The following is a 4,463-nucleotide window of genomic DNA, read 5'->3' as shown; positions in this document are numbered from 1 at the left end:
TGTCACCCGAAGTGCCCGCCGCCGTGTCACCCGAAGTGCCCGCCGCCGTGTCACCCCAACTGCCCGCCGCCGTGCCACCCCAACTGCCCGCCGCCGAACCCGCCACAGCCCAATCCGCCGCCTCCACCGCCACCGGAACCTCCGCCGCCTCCGCCACCACCGGAGCCCCCGCCGCCGCCACCGCCACCGGAGCCCCCGCCCGGACCACCGCCCGGACCACCGCCCGGACCACCGCCGCTGCCGTGACGGCGCAGCTACCGCGCCGCTGCACCACTCGACGTACCCAGGGAGCACACGCTCGACGGGCAAGAAGAGCAGCGAGCGGCATGACCAAGGTGATGGTCACGGCCGCCCTCAGCCCTTCATCGCGGCAGCGGGGAGGTGGTGCCACCCCGCTCGGCACTGACGGCCGCGGCGCTCAGGCGCTCCGCCCGGTCGGTCGGGAGCAGCGCGGCGGGCGGGACTCGCCACGGTTCAGGTCGACCCACATCTAGCGCGCACGGACGGCGTTGGAACGGGCAGACGGAGCGCTGTCACCCCTCTGGTTGCGGGCCACGATGCGGAACCGGTACACCCCCGGTGCCAGCTGGAACTCGTGCGACAGACGGCTGGGCCCGAGCGGCGCCGACGAGGTTCTCAGCAGCACCCGTGCGTCGGGTGCGGTGGAGCTCATCCGGAGCGCCCAGACGACAAAGCCGGTGAGTCTGGCACCGCCATTGGAGAGCGGAGGGGACCAGAACGCAGTGGCGGTGGTCGCCACGTCCCGGGTGGCGCCGGACACCGCGGTGCCGATCACCGGAGGGGCCGGGACGGTCGCCGCCAGGACGGCGTTGGAGAGCGCGGAGTAGGGTCCGGCACCCGCAGCGCTGACGGCCGAGACCTGGAACCGGTACCGACCTCCGTTGGTGAGGCCCGCCACCACCGTGCTGGTGGCCGGTGCACTCACCGACTTCGGCTCGCCCACCGGGTTCCCTGTGCTGTCCTGGGTGCGCACCAGGTAGTGGGTGACCTCAGCGCCACCGTCGTTGGCCGGCGGTGACCAGCGCACCAGAGCCGAGCCGTTGCGACCCACGGCCGTGCCGATCGTGGGTCGGGCAGGGGCCGCAGCCGGCACGACAGGTCCGCTCGGAACCAGCCACCGGGGTGCCGGTGGGCCGGCGTGGAAGGCCCAGACCTGGAAGTGGTACACGCGGCCGTTCACCAGGTTGCCGATCTGCGCGGTGTGAGCGCTGCCCACGTCGCGCACCCTGGGCAGCCCGCTGACCGGGTCGTCCCAGTGCACCTCGAACCGGGTCGAAGCGTCGGCGGCGGGCCCTGACCAGCGAACGGTCGCGGTCCCGTCGCCTCGGCTCGTCGTCACCACGAAGTCGGTGGGGTCGACCGGCACGATCGCGTCGGCGAACATGAGCCGCTCGATGCCGCGGAGCGTGTCGGTCCCGTCGCTCCTGGGAGGTTCCCCTCCGGGTGGTGCCTGGACCGGGTGGTGGGCCACGGTGGTCACCGCGCCGACCGTGGTCACGGTGTACCGCGAGCGAACGTCGGAGAAGGTCGCGGTGTCCACGTCGTTCGCCACGTTCGGCGGCGCGATGATCGCGCGCACCGCCACCACGTTGCCCGGGTCCAACGTGCCGGCGAGCACGGCATCGCGCAGCCCGGCCAGCCCGCCGAAGCGCTGGGTCTCCGTCGCGGGGTCGGTCGGGTTGGTACGCACGCTCAGCCGGACGTCGAGCCACCTGTCGCCATCGATGACGTCGTCTCCCCCACGTCCCTCGAGGCGGTCGCTGCCGGCGCCACCGAGCAGGATGTTGCCGCCACCGAAGGACGTGGTGCCCGCCGGCAACAGCGCTTGCAGGCCGTCGACCAGTCCGACGCCCCGTGCGGTGAGCACGTTGCTGCCGACCGGGACACCGGGTTCGACGTCGGTCGCAGGGACGGCGTCGTCGCCCTTGAGTACGTCGTCGAGGGACCACCCCGACACGGCCTCGACGTTGCCGTACTGGTCCTGCAGGTTGCCTCCCGGCGGCGGGAGCGGTTCGAGCACGCGGCCGAGGTCGGCGTCGGCCGGCACCGGGTCACCGGAGTGGCTGACCCAGTCGAAGCCCCGCAGGCCGATGTACTGGTCGATGCCGGGACCGGCGAGCATGACATCGTCGCCACCCTCGGCCGCCAGCGTGTCGTCGCCGCCCTGGCCGTCGATCACCTCGTCGCCGGGGGCGTTGAGGTCGTCGAACAGTGGTGCCCCGCTGTCACCGAAGATCTCGTCGGGCTGCGCCCCGCCCTCGATCCAGTCGTCGCCCGAGTCCCCGAGCACCGTGTCGGTGCCGAGTCCAGCCTCGATGAGGTCGTCGCCGGGGCCGGCGAAGGTCTCGTTGGCGTTGGCACCACCGGCCGCGAAGTCGTTGCCGAGCCCGCCCACGATGATGTCGAGGCCGGGACCGGCGTCGATGGCGTCGTCTCCGGCGCCACCCTTCAGGACGTCGGTGCCATGGGTGTCCGTGAGCGTGTCGTCGCCCAGTCCACCGATCACGGTGTCGTCGCCGTCGTCGCCCTCGATCCAGTCGTCACCGTCGTTGCCCCAGAAGGTGTCGTCGTCGAGGCCACCCCAGATGCGGTCCCCCGCAGCGGTGCCGTTGAACGTGCTCTGTGGGTTGAGCCCCGGCGGGTCGACCTGGTTCGACGGGCGGTAGCGGATGGTGCCGTCCGGCATCCGGGTCAGGACCAACGCCTCGTCGCACGACGATGCGGGGTCATCGGTGATCGGGCCGGAGGTGCCGAGGTTGGCGACCTCGAACTCGCAGTCGGCGATGCCGAACACGTCGGCCTTCAGCGCTGCGGCGTCGGTGTTGCGCATGATCAGCTCGGCAAAGGAGTTGCCCTCGATCTCGCTCAGCAGGTTCAGACCGGCGAGACGCGCCAGGTAGTAGAAGCGGTCGCCGTCCTGGAGCTTGAGCATCTGCTGCTCGAAGACGTGGGTGAACGTCGACCCGAGCATGCCGCCGAACAGACGCGTCGACTCCGCCAGGCCGCCGACCCACAGGTCGACCTGCTCCAGGCCACTGGGGCGGTTCGCCCAGCCGCCTGTGCTGTCGAGGAACGCCGTCCGGTCGCCGGGGGCACCGCCACCGCCGTTGACCAGCAGCTCGGCCGAGGCTCGCCGGTGTGCCAGCCCGCCCGTGATCGAGGGGTGGGTGCCGTAGGCCGCGATGAAGTTGACCAGCGAGTACGGGTGCTTGAGATTGAGCCCGAAGTCCGACCAGCTGGAGTACGGCCGCAGGGACGAGTCGCGGGTGGCGGCGAACAGCTGACGGCGGAAGTCGTTGAGCGGTGGCACTCCCGTCTCCCGTCCTCGGGTGAGGTTGATCGCCGCGAGGTCGAGGGGCAGGCCGAGCAGGTTGTTGCGGAGAGTCTCGGTGACGAACTCGTCGATCTCGTTGCCGGTCTGGTCGGTCATGCCCATGGCGAGACCGCCAGCGGCCGCCTGGGCGGAGAGTCGTCCGCCGTCGGTGTAGGCGAGGGGGTTGAGGAAGCCCTCCAGCAGCGGGATGTCGGGCGCGTTGCTGCGGTCGATGGTGTCGGTGAGCATCGAGTGGCCGAACCGGTAGACCGCGTGGGCGAACTCCGCGTCGATCGCCGGATCGACGGCGGGGTCGACGGCGGTGAACAGGTCGAGCGCCGGCTGCACCTTGCGGGCGAACTCCTCGAACACCAGGTGCTGGTACTCCATCTCGGTCACGAACTTCGCGGCCTGGAAGAGCCGATCTCCGTAGCCCCAGCCGGTTGCGGTGTTGAGCGCGTTCCAACTGGTCACCTCGTCCGCCGTCAGCACGGACTCGTTGCCGTTGGCCGGGTTCCCGTCTCCGTTGATCATGACGTCGATCTCTGCCCGCAGCCGGTTGTGCTCGGAGTGGAACACGTGGTGGACCGTCGTCAGGCCGATGTTCTCGTTGACCCTGCCGTCACCGGCGACGAAGTGGCGCCCGAGCAGCTCGTCGTCGAACTGCCGCAGGCAGGTCTCCCCGGCGGCCGGGGGTCCCTGGCACTGCAGTGCGGCCAGGCCCGGCGTGAGCACGCCGTCGGGGTCGGCGGTGAAGCCGGCCCGCGGCACCGCGTGGTGCGCGATGTCGTCGAGGAAGGCGTGGCCCGTGCGGGTCGTGTTCCCCGGCAGACTCAGGCCGCCGGGAGATGCCGCGACGAATCCGGTCGCGGTTGCGATCTGCGGGAAGTTGTTGCCGCCGCGCAGGAAGTGGCCGTACGGGTCGGTCGCGAGCAGCGGGACGTTGAGCACGTCGGAGTCCTGCAGCACGATGCCGAGCTTCAGCCTCGCCTGGTCCTGGACCGCGTCCCAATCGGCCATGCCGCCGCCCGGGCCGGTCAGCAGGCGGCCGGTCTCCACCGGTCGGCACGTGCTGGACGCCGTCGTGCAGGCGACACCCGCGGCGGTCCGGAGGTCGTACTCACGCATG

General features: G+C 71.3%; 1 protein-coding gene. It reads right to left on the bottom strand.

Annotated features, from left to right (window positions below):
- Positions 1–490: 490 nt before the first annotated feature.
- Positions 491–4,354: a peroxidase family protein gene (locus tag VFN12_RS13990; protein WP_325119332.1), complete on the bottom strand. Its 3,864-nt coding sequence runs from the start codon at positions 4,352–4,354 to the stop codon at positions 491–493.
- Positions 4,355–4,463 lie beyond the last annotated feature (109 nt).

The sequence above is a fragment of the Nocardioides sp. genome, assembly GCF_035703625.1.
Taxonomy (GTDB): Bacteria; Actinomycetota; Actinomycetes; order Propionibacteriales; family Nocardioidaceae; genus Nocardioides.
The sequence above is the reverse complement of the archived record's forward strand: the minus strand, read 5'-3'. Positions and strand labels throughout refer to the sequence as shown.